Origin of the sequence: Lentzea sp., assembly GCF_036380075.1 — a bacterium.
In the GTDB taxonomy this organism is placed as follows: Bacteria; Actinomycetota; Actinomycetes; order Mycobacteriales; family Pseudonocardiaceae; genus Lentzea.
On record NZ_DASVFL010000137.1, the window covers coordinates 14736 to 29206 of the forward strand.

Annotated in this window: 15 protein-coding genes; 12 read left to right on the forward strand and 3 right to left on the reverse strand. The window is 68.8% G+C overall.

Translation table 11 applies throughout. The annotated features are described in order from the left end of the window. Positions 1 to 20: 20 nt before the first annotated feature. The 4 genes from VF330_RS16720 to VF330_RS16735 are packed head-to-tail and all read left to right on the forward strand — an operon-like array spanning position 21 to position 3550. Positions 21 to 788 carry an ABC transporter permease gene (locus tag VF330_RS16720; protein ID WP_330852524.1) on the forward strand — a complete coding sequence of 256 codons (768 nt, stop codon included), beginning with the start codon at positions 21 to 23 and terminating at the stop codon, positions 786 to 788. After that, positions 773 to 1474: an ABC transporter ATP-binding protein gene (locus VF330_RS16725; RefSeq protein ID WP_330852525.1), complete on the forward strand. Its 702-nt coding sequence runs from the start codon at positions 773 to 775 to the stop codon at positions 1472 to 1474. The genes VF330_RS16720 and VF330_RS16725 overlap by 16 nt, the downstream gene beginning before the upstream one ends. Beyond that, positions 1458 to 2429, forward strand: coding sequence for an ABC transporter substrate-binding protein (locus tag VF330_RS16730; RefSeq protein WP_422655570.1), 972 nt, complete (start codon positions 1458 to 1460; stop codon positions 2427 to 2429). Before VF330_RS16725 ends, VF330_RS16730 begins: the two co-directional genes overlap by 17 nt. Next, the gene (locus tag VF330_RS16735; RefSeq protein ID WP_330852526.1) at positions 2426 to 3550 is read left to right on the forward strand and encodes an LLM class flavin-dependent oxidoreductase; all 1125 of its coding nucleotides are present in this window, start codon (positions 2426 to 2428) and stop codon (positions 3548 to 3550) included. The genes VF330_RS16730 and VF330_RS16735 overlap by 4 nt, the downstream gene beginning before the upstream one ends. Here VF330_RS16735 and VF330_RS16740 read toward each other — a convergent pair. Both VF330_RS16740 and VF330_RS16745 read right to left on the reverse strand, forming a co-directional pair. Beyond that, positions 3540 to 4622 (reverse strand): glycerophosphodiester phosphodiesterase, encoded by a 1083-nt coding sequence (locus VF330_RS16740; protein ID WP_330852527.1) that lies wholly within the window; start codon positions 4620 to 4622, stop codon positions 3540 to 3542. The two genes, VF330_RS16735 and VF330_RS16740, sit on opposite strands and share 11 nt — an antisense overlap. Positions 4623 to 4700: 78 nt before the next feature. Continuing rightward, positions 4701 to 6248, reverse strand: coding sequence for a Na+/H+ antiporter (locus VF330_RS16745; RefSeq protein ID WP_330852528.1), 1548 nt, complete (start codon positions 6246 to 6248; stop codon positions 4701 to 4703). A 29-nt stretch (positions 6249 to 6277) separates the two neighbouring features. Here VF330_RS16745 and VF330_RS16750 point away from each other — a divergent pair, with 29 nt between their 5' ends. The 5 genes from VF330_RS16750 (at position 6278) to VF330_RS16770 (ending at position 11689) form a co-directional block, all read left to right on the forward strand. Continuing rightward, on the forward strand, positions 6278 to 6538 hold the full coding sequence (locus VF330_RS16750; protein WP_330852529.1) for a UBP-type zinc finger domain-containing protein: 261 nt from the start codon (positions 6278 to 6280) through the stop codon (positions 6536 to 6538). Positions 6539 to 6651: 113 nt separating this feature from the next. Further along, entirely contained in the window at positions 6652 to 8544 is a 1893-nt protein-coding gene (locus VF330_RS16755) for a TRAP transporter fused permease subunit (protein WP_330852538.1), read from the forward strand. Beyond that, positions 8531 to 9511, forward strand: coding sequence for a TAXI family TRAP transporter solute-binding subunit (locus VF330_RS16760; RefSeq protein ID WP_330852530.1), 981 nt, complete (start codon positions 8531 to 8533; stop codon positions 9509 to 9511). The genes VF330_RS16755 and VF330_RS16760 overlap by 14 nt, the downstream gene beginning before the upstream one ends. Before the next feature lie 16 nt (positions 9512 to 9527). Then, positions 9528 to 10784 (forward strand): phosphoribosylamine--glycine ligase, encoded by a 1257-nt coding sequence (gene purD, locus VF330_RS16765; protein WP_330852531.1) that lies wholly within the window; start codon positions 9528 to 9530, stop codon positions 10782 to 10784. Continuing rightward, positions 10781 to 11689 carry an ADP-ribosylglycohydrolase family protein gene (locus tag VF330_RS16770; RefSeq protein ID WP_330852532.1) on the forward strand — a complete coding sequence of 303 codons (909 nt, stop codon included), beginning with the start codon at positions 10781 to 10783 and terminating at the stop codon, positions 11687 to 11689. The genes purD and VF330_RS16770 overlap by 4 nt, the downstream gene beginning before the upstream one ends. On the opposite strand, the gene VF330_RS16775 is transcribed toward VF330_RS16770, so the two are convergent. Continuing rightward, on the reverse strand, positions 11679 to 12527 hold the full coding sequence (locus VF330_RS16775; protein WP_330852533.1) for an AraC family transcriptional regulator: 849 nt from the start codon (positions 12525 to 12527) through the stop codon (positions 11679 to 11681). The two genes, VF330_RS16770 and VF330_RS16775, sit on opposite strands and share 11 nt — an antisense overlap. Positions 12528 to 12710: 183 nt before the next feature. Between VF330_RS16775 and VF330_RS16780 the strand changes: the two genes are divergently transcribed. From VF330_RS16780 to VF330_RS16790, 3 genes are all read left to right on the forward strand, one after another. Further along, positions 12711 to 13160: a hypothetical protein gene (locus VF330_RS16780; protein WP_330852534.1), complete on the forward strand. Its 450-nt coding sequence runs from the start codon at positions 12711 to 12713 to the stop codon at positions 13158 to 13160. 2 nt (positions 13161 to 13162) lie between these two features. Next, complete coding sequence (locus tag VF330_RS16785) at positions 13163 to 13753, forward strand: DUF3558 domain-containing protein (protein ID WP_330852535.1); 591 nt, start codon at positions 13163 to 13165, stop codon at positions 13751 to 13753. Positions 13754 to 13762: 9 nt separating this feature from the next. Further along, the coding region (locus tag VF330_RS16790) for a PPE domain-containing protein (RefSeq protein ID WP_330852536.1) at positions 13763 to 14471 on the forward strand (709 nt) is incomplete at its 3' end.

The following is a 14471-nucleotide window of genomic DNA, read 5'->3' on the forward strand; positions in this document are numbered from 1 at the left end:
CTCGCCTGTAATTCGGCACCGTGGCCCTTTCGCTTGCTCGGAAACCCGCGGTTCCGGTGCGCTGGATCAGTCCGGTGGCACTGGTTCTGCTGTGGCAACTGGCCAGCTCAACGGGTGTGCTGTCACCCGAGAAACTGGCTTCTCCACTGACTGTCGCGCAGTCCGCCGGTGAGCTCATCGCCGACGGTCAATTGGCCGACGCATTTCTCGTCTCGCTGGGCCGCGTTTTCTTCGGATTCGTCATCGGCGGCCTGGTCGGAGTGGCTCTCGGTCTCGTTTCCGGTCTTTCCCGGTGGGGCGAGACGCTGCTGGACCCGCCTGTCCAGATGCTGCGCACGCTGCCGCACCTCGGCCTGATCCCGCTGTTCATCCTGTGGTTCGGAATCGGCGAGGAACCCAAGCTCGCGCTCGTCGCGGCCGGGGTCGCGTTCCCGCTCTACCTCAACCTGCACTCCGGCATCCGCCAGACCGACCCCGGTCTGGTCGAGGCCGCCCGTGCGCTGGGCTACAGCCGGTACGAGCGGATCGTGCACGTCGTGCTGCCGTCCGCCGTGCCGCAAAGCCTGGTGGGACTGCGGATCGCGCTCGGCACCGCCTGGCTGTCGCTGATCGTCGGCGAGCAGATCAACGCCGACTCCGGCCTCGGCTACCTCATCAACAACGCCCGTGAGTTCCTCCGCACCGACGTCGTGGTCGTCGGCCTCGTGGTCTACGCGCTGCTGGGCCTGTCCACCGACGCGCTGGTGCGCCTGCTGGAGAGGAGGGTGCTGCGATGGCGGGCCCGGTGACCGTACGCGGACTGCGCAAGGCCTTCGGCGCGCGGACCGTTCTGGACGACGTCGACCTGGAGATCGCGCCCGGCGAGTTCGTGGCGCTGCTCGGCCGCAGCGGGTGCGGCAAGTCGACGCTGCTGCGCATCCTCGCGGGCCTCGACCGGGAGGTCACCGGTGAGGCGAGGGTCGCCGGCACGGTGTCCATCGCGTTCCAGCAGCCGCGGCTGCTGCCGTGGCGCAAGGTCTGGCGCAACATCTCGCTCGGCCTGCACCGGCCGGACGGCCGCGAGGTCGCGTTGAAGGCACTGGAAGAGGTGCGGCTCGCCGGCCACGCCGACGCGTGGCCGCTCACGTTGTCCGGCGGTGAGGCGCAACGGGTCTCGCTCGCACGGGCGCTGGTGCGCGAGCCGGACGTGCTGCTGCTCGACGAACCGTTCGGCGCGCTGGACGCGTTGACCAGGCTCGCCATGCACCACCTGGTGGAAGACCTGTGGGCCCGGCACAAGCCGGCCGTCCTGCTCGTCACGCACGACGTCGACGAGGCGTTGCTGCTGGCCGACCGGATCCTCGTGCTCGACGAGGGCCGGATCGTCGCCACGCACCACGTCGACCTGCCCCGCCCGCGCCGCCGGGCCTCCGTTGTGGAGCAACGCACCCGCGTGCTCGCCGACCTGGGAGTGGACGTTGAAGAAGCTGCTTGACCGAAGGCTCCTCGCCCTCCTCACCGCGATCGTCTTCACGACCGGGTGCTCGACGGCCGCCTCCACCGACACGCCCGCGGCCGACGTCGTCCTCAAGGTCGGTGACCAGAAGGGCGGCGCGAAGGCGCTCCTCACGGCCGCCGGGCTGCTGAACGACTTCCCGTACCGGATCGAGTGGTCGACGTTCACGTCCGGCCCGCCGCTGCTGGAGGCCGCGTCCGCCGGCGCGATCGACCTCGGCGGTGTCGGCAACACGCCGCCGATCTTCGCCGCCGCCGCGAACGCCAAGATCGCCGCCGTGGCCGCGTCGAAGGGCGAGGTGGAGGCCGACGCGATCCTCGTGCCGGAGAGCTCGCCGCTGCGGAACGTGACCGACCTCAAGGGCAAGAACATCGCGGTCGCCAAGGGCAGCTCGGCGCACGGCCAGGTGCTGCTCACGTTGCGCGCCAACGGGTTGACCACCAAGGACGTGACGCTGAACTTCCTGCAGCCCAGCGACGCCTACGGCGCCTTCACCCAGGGCAAGGTCGACGCGTGGGCGGTCTGGGACCCCTACACCGCGCAGGCGCAGGCCGAGGCCAAAGCGCGCGTGCTGACCGACGGCCGCGGCAAGGCCAACGGCTACGGCTTCCAGGTCGCCGGCCGCAAGGCGTTGGACGACAAGGGGAAGAATCCGGCGCTCAAGGAGTACCTGGTCCGCTACTACAAGGCCCAGAAGTGGGCCGACACGCACCGCGACGAGTGGGCGAAGGCGTGGGCTGCGGAGACGGGACTCAAGTACGAGGTCGCGCTGGCCGCGGTCAACCGCAACGGCGACCTGCCGGTGAAGATCGACGACGCGCTGATCAGGTCGGAGCAGGAGCTCGCCGACGCGTTCACCGAGGACAAGACGCTGCCGGGCAAGGTCGACTTCGCGAAGTTCGTCGACACGAGGTTCCAGGGAGATCTCGCATGAGCATCACGCTGCACTGGTTCCTGCCGACCTCCGGCGACGGGCGCACGGTCGTGGAGCACTTCCACGCCAACCGCGCGCCGGCCGCCGGTGCCCGCCGCGACCCGGACATCGACTACCTGGCGCAGATCGCCCGCACGGCCGAGCAGGTCGGGTTCACCGGCGTGCTGACGCCGACCGGGACGTGGTGCGAGGACGCGTGGCTGACGACGGCCGCGTTGATCGCGCAGACCAGGACGCTGAAGTTCCTCGTGGCGTTCCGGCCGGGTGTGCTGTCGCCGACGCTCGCGGCGCAGATGGCCTCGACGTACCAGCGGATCTCGCGCGGCCGGTTGCTGCTGAACGTCGTGACCGGCGGTGACTCCGTCGAGCAGCAGCGGTTCGGTGACTGGCTCGACCACGACCAGCGCTACGCGCGCACCGACGAGTTCCTGCAGGTCGTCCGAGGCATCTGGACCGGGGAGCCGTACACGTTCCAGGGCGAGCACTACCGGGTGCAGGGCGCGACGCTGCTGGCCCCGCCGGACCCGGTGCCGCCGATCTACTTCGGTGGCTCGTCGGACGCCGCTCTGCCGGTGGCCGCCGCCCGCGCCGACGTGTACCTGACCTGGGGCGAGCCGCCCGCCGACGTGGCCGCGAAGATCGCGCGGGTGCGAGCGTTGACGGACCGGCCGATCCGGTTCGGCATCCGGCTGCACACGATCAGCCGCGACACCTCGGCGGAGGCGTGGGAGGCGGCCGCGAAGCTGCTCGACGCACTCGACCCGGAGGCGGTGGCGAAGGCCCAGGCCCAGCTCGGCGCGTCGGAGTCCGTTGGCCAGCAACGGATGGTCGCGCTGCACGGCGGTGACCTCAGCCGTGGCGTGAGGGGGCTGGAGATCTACCCGAACCTGTGGGCCGGTGTAGGACTCGTCCGCGGCGGTGCGGGAACGGCGTTGGTCGGGTCGCACTCCGAGGTGGCCGACCTGATCGAGGAGTACCACTCCATCGGCATCGAGGAGTTCGTGCTCTCCGGCTACCCGCACCTGGAGGAGGCCTACTGGTTCGGCGAGGGCGTGCGGCCCCTGCTGAAGCAGCGCGGGCTGCTCGACGGGGACCGCACGCTCTCACTCGCTAGCGCTTGACTTTGGCTTCCACGGCCGTGTCGGGGTTGTCCGCGAACACGCCGTCGATGCCCTGCTCGAAGAACAGGTCGTACTCCTCGAAGGCCCGGCCGTACGCGGCCGGGTCGGTCGAGGACCGGAGGTCGGCCGGCAGGAACGAGTTCTCGTTGCGGAACGTCCACGAGTGCACGACCAGGCCGACCCTGTGCGCGTCCTTCACGACGGTGGTCGGCGCCTTGAGGAACCCGTTGGCGTCCCGCGGGATGATGATGTCCTTGGTGAGGCCGACGCCGTCCGCGTACGAACGCACCTCCCGCAGACCGGCCGGGGTGACCAGGTCGGCGTAGGTGCGCTTGTCCCCCGCCGCCACGAAGTCGTACGGCGCGCCGGACCCGTTGACGAGCTGCACGATCGGCACCCGCAGCGACTTGTTCAGCTGCTTGAGGTTCGCGACCTCGAACGACTGCACGTAGACCTTGGCACTGCCGCGGTTGAGCCCGTTGCGGTTGAGCGCGTCGACGAGCTTCGGCTCCAGCGCGAGACCGATCGACTGGAAGTACGTCGGGTGCTTGGTCTCGGGGTAGATGCCGATCTCGCGGTGCAGCTCGCGGGACAGGCGCTTCGAGAGGTCGATGACCTCCTGGAAGGTCGGGATCTCGAAGCGGCCGTCGTAGAGGGTGTTGCGCGGGCGGATCGCCGGGATGCGTTCCTTGGCGCGCAACGTCTTCAGTTCGGCGAGCGTGAAGTCCTCGGTGAACCAGCCGGTGATCGCCACGCCGTCGACCGTCTTGGTGGTCTTGCGCCCGGCGAACTCCGGCTTGGTGTCGACGTTCGTGGTGCCGCCGATCTCGTTCTCGTGCCGGGCGACGAGCTTGCCGTCCTTGGTGGGCACCAGGTCCGGCTCGATGAAGTCGGCACCCATCCGCGCCGCGAGCTCGTACGACGCGAGCGTGTGCTCGGGCCGGTACGCCGACGCGCCGCGGTGCCCGATGACGATCGGGCCCTTGTCGTCGTGTGCCGAAGCGGAGGGCAGGGTTGCCACGACCGCACCCGCGAACACGAGCACCACGGCGGCGAGACCTCTCCGATGCATCGTTCGACCTCCCATTTCGTGTTGGAAGCGCACCCAAGCATCGCAACACGAAAAGCAGGTGAACGGTGACTTACGGCCTCATTCGCGCGACAGTGCCGCCTCCTCCAGGTCCAGTTCGCGCATGACCCGGAACAGCACCTCGTCGTCGATCTCGCCGTTGTCCCTGGCCTTGACGAACTCGTCGCGTTCGGCGGCGAGCATCACCCGCCGCAGCCTGCGGTACGCGGCCGCCGGGCTCTCCTCCTCCTGCCGGCCGAGGCGTTCCCACGCGGCGTTGCCCCGCTGCTCCGCCAGCGACCGCAGCTGGTCGCGCACGTGGTCGGGGGTGTCGTCGATCTCCTCGTCCAGCCTGGTCACCGCTGCCTGCGCCGCCCGGTGCTGGACCTGCGCCTCCGCCAGCGCGTCCTGCCGGGCGTCGTCGCCCGCGTAGCCGATCTTGCCGATCAGCCACGGCAGCGTGGTGCCCTGCAGCAGCAGGGTCGCGATGGTGACCACGAAGGCGCAGAACACGATGACGTCCCTGCCGGGGACCTCCGGCGGGATCGCGGCCGCCGCGGCGAGGGTGACCACGCCGCGCATGCCGGCCCACGCGATCACCGTGAGCTGACCGGTGTGCGGCGGCCGTTCGCGTTCCCGCAGCTTCTTGGACAGCCCGTACGGGATCCAGGCCGCCGGGTACATCCAGACGAACCGCGCGAGGACCGTGGCGACCAGCACGGCACCGGCGCCGAGCAGCAGTCCGGCGTTCAGGTCGGCGCCGTCGACGATCGAGGCCAGCTGCAGGCCGATGAGCGCGAAGACGAACGCCTCCAGCAGCGCGTCCAGCGACCGCCACACGGCCGCGTCCTGCAGTCGGGTCGAGTACTTGCCGCGGGGCGAGTGGTGGCCGATGTACAGGCCCGCGACGACGACGGCGAGGACGCCGGAGACGTGGGCGACCTCCTCGGCGAGGAGGTAGGCGCCGAACGGGACCAGCAGGCCGAGCGCGCTCTCCAGGACGCCTTCGCAGAGCCGTTTGCGCAGGAACCGCACCACCACGCCGACGACCAGGCCGACCGCGATGCCGCCGACGGTGACCAGCAGGAACAACCCGACGCCCTCGGCCGGGTGCATGGCCGTGCCCGCGGCGGCGGCCACCGCGACCTTGAACGCCGTCAGCGCCGTGGCGTCGTTGATCAGGCTCTCCCCGACCAGCAACGTCATCGCGCGGCGCTGCAACCCGAGCCTGCGGGCGATCGCGACCGCCGCGACGGCGTCCGGCGGCGCCACCACCGCGCCCAGCACCAGTGCCGCGGCGAACGGCAGGTCGGGGAAGACCAGCGTGGCCGTGACGCCGACGACCAGGGTCGTGAACAGCACCAGCCCGATCGCCAGGAAGCCGATCGGCCGCAGGTTCGCGCGGATGTTGAGGTAGGAGCTGTCGAGCGCGGCGCTGTAGAGCAGCGGCGGCAGCACGACCAGCAGGATCAGGTGCGGGTCGAGCTCGAACTCCGGCACACCCGGTATGAACGAGACCACGAGCCCGACGGCCACCAGCACCAGCGGTGCCGGCCAGTTGAAGCGACGTGCGATCGCCGTGACGACCAGCGCCCCGAGCAGCAGCAGGAGAAGTTCAGGCCCGACCATGCTGCACATTCTGCGTACTGTGGGAAGCCATGACCTGTTCGCACGTCGCAACCCTGCCCCGCCTGGTCGAACCGGACTCGGCGCAGGGCTGCGCCGACTGCCTCGCCGAGGGCCGGCGCAACTGGGCCCACCTGCGGATGTGCCTGTCCTGCGGGCACGTGGCGTGCTGCGACTCGAGCCCCTACCGGCACGCGACGGCGCACTTCGGCGCGTCCCAGCATCCGGTCATGCGCTCGTTCGAGCCGGGCGAGGACTGGCGCTGGTGCTATGTGGACAGTGCCGTGGTCTGAAGTCTTTGCACTTCCTTTGGAATGATCCCCTCCTGCTGTGATCGCGACCACAGTACGGTCGGTTCGTGGCCAACCCGGACCTCGCCCGCATCGTCGCGGAGCACGACGAGGAGATGCCGTCGCGTTCGCTCTCACCGCGGTGGGAGCGGGCGCTGTGGATCGCCGGTCTGCTGATCGCGCTCCTCGTGCTGAAGCAGGTGTTCTTCCCGTTCGCCAAGGGGAGCCAGTACTACCTGATCATCTTCCTGGCGGTGACGCTGCCGCTGGTGTTCCTGTCCTACGGCCGCGGGCACACGCCGCCGTGGTGGGATTGGGTGCTGGCGTTCGCGGCGTTCGCCGTCGCCGGGTACCCGCTGTTCGGGGGCTTCGACGAGTTCCTGAACCGGCAGGGGCAGCTGACGCCGCTGGACGTCGTCGCCGGCACGGTGCTGCTGGTGCTGATCCTGGAGGCCTGCCGGCGCACGACCGGGTGGGTGCTCCCAGTGGTGTGCCTGGCGTTCATCGCCTACGCCTACTACGGCGGGTTCCTGCCGCAGACGTGGTCGATCGCGCACTCCGGCGTCGACTTCGCGCAGATCATCAACGGGTTCTTCAACGACTCCAGCGGGTTCTACGGCATCCCGCTGGACGTCGCCGCGACCTACATCGTGCTGTTCACGATCTACGGCGCCGTGCTGAACGCGTCCGGCGCGGGCAAGTTCTTCGTCGACGTCAGCTTCGCCGCGTTCCGCAAGTCCCGGACGGCACCCGGCCGCACCGCGGCGACCGCCGGGTTCCTGCTCGGCACGGTGTCCGGGTCCGGCACGGCGACGACCGTGTCGCTGGGTGCCGTGACGTGGCCGATGCTGCAGAAGGCCGGATATCCCAAGGAGAACGCGGGCGGGCTGCTCGCGGCGTCCGGCATCGGCGCGATCCTGTCGCCGCCCACGCTGGGTGCGGCGGCGTTCATTATCGCCGAGTACCTGGAGGTCTCGTACCTGGAGGTGCTGGTCTGGGCGATCATCCCGACGCTGCTCTACTACCTGGGCATCGCACTGGCCGTGGAGGCCGACGCGCGGCGGTTCGGGGCCAGGCCGGTCGACGTGGACGCGCCGCGGTTCCGGGACGTGCTCAAGCTCGGTTGGTACCACTTCCTGTCGCTCGGGATCATCATCGTGTTCCTGGCACTGGACGTCCCGGTTTACAAGGCCGTCGTCTACGCGACCGGGGTGGCGGCGCTGTTCGCGCTGATCAACCACCGGCGTGACTGGGTCCGGCTGATCGCGGACGCGTTGTCGACCGGTGTGCGGTCGGCGTTCCCGGTGATCGCGGTGTGTGCCGCAGCTGGTGTCGTGACCTCGACGATCACGAAGACCGGGCTGGGGCAAGCGCTTGCGTCGTCGTTGGTGGACCTGGCTTCCTCGCTGGCGTCCTCGGAGGTCGCCGTGCTGATGCTGACGGCGGTGTTCGCGGCCGTCGCGGTGTCGGTGCTCGGCCTCGCCGTGCCGGTGACGGCGTCGTTCATCATCTCGTGGGTCGTCATCGGGCCCGCGTTGATCGAGCTGGGCGTCGAGCCGGCCGAGACCGCGATGTTCATCTTCTACTACGCGGTGCTGTCCGAGGTGACGCCGCCGACCGCGCTCGCCGCCGTCGCCGCCGCGGCGCTGACCGGCGGCGACGTGATGAAGACGATGTGGCAGACGTGGAAGTACACGCTGCCGGCGTTCCTCGTGCCGCTGGCGTTCGTGCTGACGGACTCCGGTTCCGCGCTGCTGTTGCGCGGCTCGGTGCTCGACTCGGTGTGGACGTTCGCGGCGTCCGCGCTGGGGGTCGCCGCCCTCGCCGTGCTGACGGGCGGCTGGTTGTTCGGTCCCGCGCGCTGGCCGGAACGCGCGCTGTGCGTGCCGGCGGCGTTGTTCCTGCTCTACCTGCAGCCGTTGACGATCGCCATCGGGGCCGGGTTCCTCGTGGTGGCCGTGGCGGTCCACCTGGTCACCCGTGGGAGGGTTCGTGATGCAGCTGCGTAAGTGCGCGATCGGTGCGGTCGCCTTGGCGCTCGTGGTGTCCGGGTGCGGCGGCAAACGCACGCCCACCACGCCGGACGCGGGCGGAACCCAAGCGTCCTGCGAGTCGTCCGACGGCCGGATCACGATCGCCACCGGCAACTCCGGCGGCGTGTACTTCGTCGTCGGCGGCGGCCTGGCGAAGCTGATCTCCGACAACTCGAAGCTGAAGGCGTCGTCCGCCGAGACCGGCGCGTCCGTGCAGAACATCCAGCAGCTCGTCAGCGGCACGTACGACATCGCGTTCTCGCTGGCCGACACCGCCGCGGACGCCGTGAACGGCACCGGCGCGTTCAACGGCAAGAAGGAGAAGATCGCGGCGCTGACCCGGATCTACCCGAACTACACGCAGGTGCTCGTCCGCGCCGACTCCGGGATCAACTCCGTGGCGGACATGAAGGGCAAGCGGATCTCGACCGGCTCGCCCAAGTCCGGCACCGAGGTCATCGCGGGCAGGCTGCTGAAGTCCGCCGGGCTGAACATCGACTCGGACGTCTCCGCCCAGCGCCTGGACCTCACCAAGACCGCGGACGGCATGAAGGACGGCAGCATCGACGGCTTGATCTGGTCGGGCGGCTTGCCGACGCCGCAGATCACCGACATCACGACGTCGCTGAAGGACCGGGTGAAGTTCGTCGACATCACCCCGCTGCTGCCGGAGATGAAGAAGATCAGCCCGGTCTACGACACCGCGCCGATCCCGGCCGCGACCTACGGCGTCGCCGAGGTGTCCACCATCGTGGTGCCGAACCTGCTGCTCGTGCGCGAGGACTTCGCGGCGAACAACGCCTGCGCGGTGACCAAGCTGATCTTCGACAAGAAGGCTGACCTGGAGAAGGTTCACCCGGCCGTGAAGGACATCGCGAAGGACAAGGCCTCGGCCACCGAGCCCGTCCCGCTGCACCCTGGGGCGAAGCAGGCACTCGGCTGAACTACGCTCAGGCATCGTGCGCGTCCTGGTCATCGGGTCTGGAGCCCGTGAGCATGCCCTTGTCCTCGCGTTGTCACGCGACCCGCAGCTGACAGCTTTGGCGTGCGCGCCGGGCAACGCGGGAATCGCGGGACACGCCGAGATCCACGGCGTCGACGTCGCCGATGCCTCGGCGGTCGCCACCCTCGCGAAGGAGTGGAAGGCCGACCTCGTCGTCATCGGCCCCGAACAACCCCTGGTCGTCGGGGCCGCTGACGCCGTCCGCGAGCTCGGCATCCCGTGCTTCGGCCCTTCGCGCGCGGCTGCCTGCATCGAGGGCTCGAAGGCGTTCGCCAAGGACGTCATGAACGCCGCGGGGGTGCCGACCGCCCACAGCGAGGTCGTGGACAACCCGGCTCGCCTCGACTCCGCCCTGGGGCGGTTCGGGCCGACGTGGGTCGTGAAGGACGACGGCCTGGCCGCCGGCAAGGGCGTCGTGGTGACGTCCGACCTGGCCGCCGCCCGCGCGCACGCGATGACGTTGCTCGACGGCGGCCACCCCGTGCTGCTGGAGTCCTTCCTGGACGGCCCCGAGGTGTCGCTGTTCTGCGTCACCGACGGTGTCTCGGTCGTGCCGTTGATCCCCGCGCAGGACTTCAAGCGCGTGGGCGACGGCGACGCCGGTCCGAACACCGGCGGCATGGGTGCGTACGCGCCGCTGCCGTGGGCTCCTGAGGGGCTAGTGGAAGAGATCGTGACGCGGTGCGTGCAGCCGGTCGTCGACGAGCTCCGCGCCCGTGAGACGCCGTTCGTCGGCCTGCTCTACGCGGGTCTGGCGCTGACGTCGAACGGCGTGCAGGTGATCGAGTTCAACTGCCGCTTCGGCGACCCGGAGACCCAGTCCGTGCTGGCGCTGCTGAAGTCGCCGATCTCGTCGCTGTTCCTGGCGGCCGCCACCGGGTCGCTCGGCGAGCTGCCCGCGCTGGAGTGGGAGAACGGCTACGCCGTGACCGTCGTGGTCGCCGCCGAGGGCTACCCGAACCGGCCGCGCACCGGCGACGTGATCACCGGCTCGGAGGCCGAGGGCGTCCTGCACGCCGGCACCCGCCGCCGTGAGGACGGAGCGGTCGTGTCGTCCGGCGGCCGCGTGCTGTCGGTCGTGGGCACCGGCAAGTCGTTGTCGAAGGCCCGTGACCGCGCCTACAAGCGGATCGAGGACATCCACCTCACCGGTTCGCACCACCGTTCGGACATCGCCCTGAAGGCGGTCGACGGCAAGATCACGGTGCCGTGAACCTCCTCGGGTGTCTGCTGGGAGGGGCCGTCGGCGACGCCATGGGCGCGCCGGTCGAGTTCTCGTCGATCGACGTGATCCGGCGCCTGTACGGCCCCGACGGCGTGGTCGACCTCCCGTTGCTGGAGATCACCGACGACACCCAGATGGTCCTCTTCACGCTGGAGGGCCTGCTGCTGGCGCGTCAGCACGGCGTCGACCCGCTGCTGACCGTGCGGGCCGCCTACGCGCGCTGGCTGCACACGCAGGGCGGCCCTCCGGTTCCGGACGACGGCTGGCTGATGTCGGACCGGCGCCTGCACTCGCGGCGCGCGCCGGGCCACACGTGCCTGACCGCGTTGACGCACAACGAGAAGAACAACTCGAAGGGCTGCGGCGGCGTGATGCGCGCAGCCCCCGTCGCGGTGTGGTCCCGCGACGTGCGCGAGGTGTTCGAACTGGCCGTCGGCACGGCCCGCATGACCCACCACCACCCGAGCGGCTACCTGTCGGCCGGTGTGCTGGCGGTGATCGTCCGCGCGTTGTTCGACGGCGCGGACCTGCCCTCAGCCGTGGCGGTGTCCCGCGCGGAGCTCGTCCGCTGGGACGGTCACGAGGAGCAGACCACCCTGCTGGACAAGGTGATGGGCCTCGGTCCGCTGACCCCCGAGGAGATCGAGTCGTCGCTCGGCGGCGGCTGGGTGGGCGAGGAGGCCCTGGCCATCGGCCTGCACGCCGCCCTGGTCGGTTCCGACTTCGCCTCCGCCGTGCGCCTCGCCGTGAACCACTCGGGCGACAGCGACTCGACGGGGTCGATCTGCGGCAACATCCTGGGCGCCCGGGACGGTGCCGGCGTGGTTCCTGCTTCGTGGCTCTCGGTCCTGGAACTGCGCGACGTGACCGAACGCCTCGCGCTCAGCTGGTGACCGGAATCCACAACTCCGCTCGCGCCGTGTCGCCGTCGATCTCCGTGCGCAGCATCGACGGCCCTTCGACGCTCTGGTAGCTGTTCGACGGGAACCACTGCGTGTAGACGTCCCGCCACATGTACTGGATCGTCTCCGGATACGGCCCCTCGGTCGTGAACACCGCCCACGTGTTCTTCGGCACCGTCATGGTCTCCATGTCCTCCGGCGCTTTTTGGCTGGTCACGACCCCCTGGAAGTAGTCGAGCATGCTGCCCTCCTCGACCCCTTCCTGGTTGGACGTGAGCGCCAGCAACCCGCCCGGTTCCCCGTCGCTGAGCTCCTTCATCCGGTTCAGCGCCGGCATCCCGATGCCCTTGACGAACTCGACGATCGCGGGGTTCTGCCCGAGGTGCACCAACGGCACCCGCGTCCCCCTGCCGACGACGTGGAACTCGTCCTTCTCCACGATCCGGTACTCCATGCTCGTACTCCCCTCGACAACCAGCCTGAACGTGAGAATCTGCTGTGACTGCAACGGTTTCCTCTTGCTCCGCGCCTCCTGCGGGCCGATCCCGTGCATGGCCCTGAACGCCCGCGCGAAGGCCTCGTTGGACCCGTAACCCCACCTGACCGCGATGTCGAGCAACGAGTCCTGTCCACTGAGGACCTCGTTCGCCGCCCTGGTGAGCCTCCTGCGCCGGACGTACTCGCTGAGCGGCAGCCCGGCCAGCGCGCTGAACATGCGCCTGAAGTGGTACTCACCGGTGCCCGCGATCCGGGCGAGCACCGCGACGTCGACCTCGCCGTCGAGATCGGTCTCGATGCGGGCCATGGCCTCGTTGAGTCGTTCCAGCACGTGCCCAACGCTAGGGGCCGGGCCCGTCCGGCACCCGACTTCCTGTGCCCGGTCCGATCGCCCCGGGGTGACGTGGAACCGACGACGGGTGGACTTCGTCCAACCACAGGTCCGCATCACGCAGGCGTTGGTAACCTGCGAAGTGGGACCGAACCGTTACCGACCGTACGGGGGTAGGACGTCGTGACACAGGAGAACGCGGGGGCGGATGCCGTTCTCGGTGCCGCCGCGGGACTGGCCGGCGGCGCGGTGGCCGGGGCGATCGGCGCCTTCCAGGCGGCGTCGGCGGTGATGGACAAGCTCGCCGCGGGCCCGTCGACCCAGAAGTTCCACGTCGACAGAGAAACCGTTTTGCAGGCTGGCAAGGTTGTCCACGACCAATGGCTCATCCTGGACCAGGCTTATGAAGATGTCGTACCCAAGCTTCGAATTCCTTCAAAGGGCGACAAGGTCACTGCTGATGTCGTTGAAGCTTGGAACGATCGGCTGGTCTTCCATGACGATTCATATGCCAATCGGATCAAGCAGTACAAGGATGCTTTGAAGAGCTTGTCCGACCAGCTCAAGGCGTCGGCGGAACAATACGGCATCACCGAGGACGAGATCAACGCGACGTTCAGGCCGAAAGATTGATGATGCGCATCTCGAAGCTGGCGTCCGTGATAATCGCCGCAGCTGTCCTCTCGGCCTGTTCGCCGAGCGGTGAGACGGGAACCCCGACTCCCGCTCCGCAGACCAGGACATCTTCCAGCAACAGTTCTGGGAACGAGCTGCCCGCTCGTCCTGCAGCTCTGAAGCTGGACTCAGTGGATACGTGCAAATTGCTCACCCCAGATCAGATGAAGCAGATCCAAGCCGTTGCAACCCGGTCGGTGCAGCTGGACCTGGTTGATGGAGCAAACTCAGCCAGTTGTCACTACAGAGGTGAAGACAGCTTCACCTATACGGTCGGTGCTGTAACTCACGAAGGCGTCTCTTACTGGCTTGGTGACGGTGGCAACGTCAAAACCAAGGTGATCAGCGTTGGCGACTTCGGTGCGGTGGAGATCGAGCTCAAGGGCGGGTCCGGCTTCGACTGCTCGGTTGCTATCGACGTCGCTGACGGTCAGCAGTTGATGGTCAGCTACATCCCGACCTCAGCCAAGGAAAAAGATCAGTCCGTGCTGTGCGGCAAGGCCGAGAAGGCCGCTGGTCTCGCACTCGCAACTCTCAAGACATTGAAGTGAGGGGGAGTGATGTCGGGTTATCGGCAGCTCACTGACTGGAACTTCGACGGCTGGTCCAACCAGGATCTAGCGGCCGAAGTGCAGAAGCTTAACAGCAGCACGGTTACTGCAGAATTCAGTGAGGCATCCGCGGCGCTGCGCGACCTCGCGGGCAAGTTGGACGCTGCTGACTCCGCAGTCCAAGCGGAGCTGCGAAGGCTCTCCATTCACTGGGGCGGTTCAGCTGCAGAAAAAGGGCAGAGCCAGACGAAGGTCGTGGCTGATGATCTGAACGACGGCAGCCAGGCATCACAACAGAACTCCAAGGCGATCACCCAGCAGGGCGAGAGCACCAGCACCGCCCGTTACAGCACGCCGCCGTCGCAGGATCTGCGTGGCGACACCGAGCAGAACTTCGGCGACAAGGTCGCTGGTTTCGTCGGCATCGAGACCGACCACGCTGCCGAGGTCGAGGCTACGAACCGGGCACGTCAGCAGGCCATTGACAGCCTGAACGGATACGTGTCGGGCAGTCAGGGTTCCCTCGACGGGTTCCGCGCACCCAACCAGCCAGCAGACATGGTGGTCAGCAGTGCCGCTGTGACGCCTTCGATGAGTTCTTCGGTCGGTCAGCCGCAGGTCGGCGCGCCCGGAGTCCCCGGCGGACCCGGCTTCACGGGCCTGCCCGGCAGCCCCGGCGCGCCCGGTGTGCCGCTCGGCGCGACGCCCGGCATCACCG

Excerpts from the sequence above, each read along its gene's own strand:
- VF330_RS16725 (WP_330852525.1), top strand. The coding sequence starts at position 773 with ATGGCGGGCCCGGTGACCGTACGCGGACTGCGCAAGGCCTTCGGCGCG.
- VF330_RS16785 (WP_330852535.1), top strand. The coding sequence starts at position 13,163 with ATGCGCATCTCGAAGCTGGCGTCCGTGATAATCGCCGCAGCTGTCCTC.
- VF330_RS16760 (WP_330852530.1), top strand. The coding sequence starts at position 8,531 with ATGCAGCTGCGTAAGTGCGCGATCGGTGCGGTCGCCTTGGCGCTCGTG.
- VF330_RS16735 (WP_330852526.1), top strand. The coding sequence starts at position 2,426 with ATGAGCATCACGCTGCACTGGTTCCTGCCGACCTCCGGCGACGGGCGC.
- VF330_RS16755 (WP_330852538.1), top strand. The coding sequence starts at position 6,652 with ATGCCGTCGCGTTCGCTCTCACCGCGGTGGGAGCGGGCGCTGTGGATC.
- VF330_RS16750 (WP_330852529.1), top strand. The coding sequence starts at position 6,278 with ATGACCTGTTCGCACGTCGCAACCCTGCCCCGCCTGGTCGAACCGGAC.
- VF330_RS16745 (WP_330852528.1), bottom strand. The coding sequence starts at position 6,248 with ATGGTCGGGCCTGAACTTCTCCTGCTGCTGCTCGGGGCGCTGGTCGTC.
- VF330_RS16740 (WP_330852527.1), bottom strand. The coding sequence starts at position 4,622 with ATGCATCGGAGAGGTCTCGCCGCCGTGGTGCTCGTGTTCGCGGGTGCG.